The organism is Idiomarina sp. UBA4206, assembly GCF_002383015.1.
In the GTDB taxonomy this organism is placed as follows: domain Bacteria; phylum Pseudomonadota; class Gammaproteobacteria; order Enterobacterales; family Alteromonadaceae; genus Idiomarina; species Idiomarina abyssalis.
Window position 1 is genome coordinate 38632 of record NZ_DFTS01000031.1, and the last position, 1276, is coordinate 39907.

The window sequence follows — 1276 nt, forward strand, 5'->3', positions numbered from 1 at the left end:
TGTGAACAATACTGCCATTACTGATGTTATCCATTAGCACAACAGCATCGCGGATAAGCTGCGAGCTTTTTAATGGACGAATATTGATTTCCGCTGAATCAAGGTTTTGCAACACAGTTGGTGTGCTTTCATCAAGTTCAGGCAAAGCTATGGGTTCAGGCTCCGGTTCCTGAGGTTCAGGAGCCGCTTCCGGCTCAGCTGGAATTGGCTCTAACTCCAGCTCTGGTTCCGGCTCTGCAGTTTCTTCGTCATAGCTTTCAACTTCGACTTCACTAGACTGCTGCGGATCCACCTCGACCGTCTCAGTTTGTGGTTTTTTGTCCTCAGAAGCGGGTAACCACCACCATACAATAGCGGCGATAACTGCCAACACAATTAAGCTAACGACAACCCAAGTCGTTTTACGACTGGCTTCTTCAGTTGCCGGTGATGTTTCAACCTGATCGTCACTCATTGTGCGCTCCTTTATTTTTGCTCAGCACGACAAAAAACCAATTGCTTATCGCTCGACATTGCTTCATTAAAGCGATAACCACTTGCATCAAACTCTTTAAGATCAGACACAGATTTTGGCTTTTGGTTCACGATGAATCGCGCCATAAGCCCCCGCGCCTTCTTCGCATAAAAGCTGATAACTTTATACTGGCCGTTTTTCTCGTCTTTAAATACCGGCGTGATAATATCCGCATTAAGCGCTTTTGGCTTAACGGCAGAAAAGTACTCATTTGACGCCAGGTTCACCAACGTCGAGCTCCCCAGCCTGGCCAAGTCGTCATTCAGCAGCTCAGTAATGGTATCGCCTCAGTATTCATATAGGTTTTTACCCTTTGGATTGTCCAATTTAGTTCCCATCTCCAGCCGATAAGGCTGCATAAGGTCCAACGGACGCAAGACACCATAAAGGCCAGAAAGAATTCGCAGCTGTTGCTGTGCCGTATTAATGGCTTCCGAATTCAAACTGACAGCATCTAATCCAGTATAGACATCACCGTTAAACGCGAACATTGCCGGACGTGCATTTTCTTCATTAAAAGGCCGTTGCCATTGCTCAAACCGCGCGGCATTAAGCCCGGCCAGCTTGTCGCTAATTTTCATTAACGAACCCAATTGCTGAGGGCTCAACTGCCGGCACACCTTCACCAACTCTTCGGCGTTATCCAGCAATCGTGGCTGAGTTACATCGAGGCTCGGCAAGTTGCTTTCATAATCCAGGTTTTTTGCAGGTGAAACTACAGCCAACATGTCAAATGCACTCCGTTCAAGTTAAACAGTTATA

General features: G+C 46.8%; 2 pseudogenes. Both read right to left on the bottom strand.

Going from position 1 to position 1276, the window contains the following annotated elements:
• A pseudogene (locus B3180_RS06650) lies at positions 1-454 on the bottom strand (DUF3014 domain-containing protein); the annotation flags it as partial.
• A gap of 11 nt (positions 455-465) precedes the next feature.
• Positions 466-1242, bottom strand: a pseudogene (gene yaaA, locus B3180_RS06655) (peroxide stress protein YaaA).
• Positions 1243-1276: the final 34 nt, after the last annotated feature.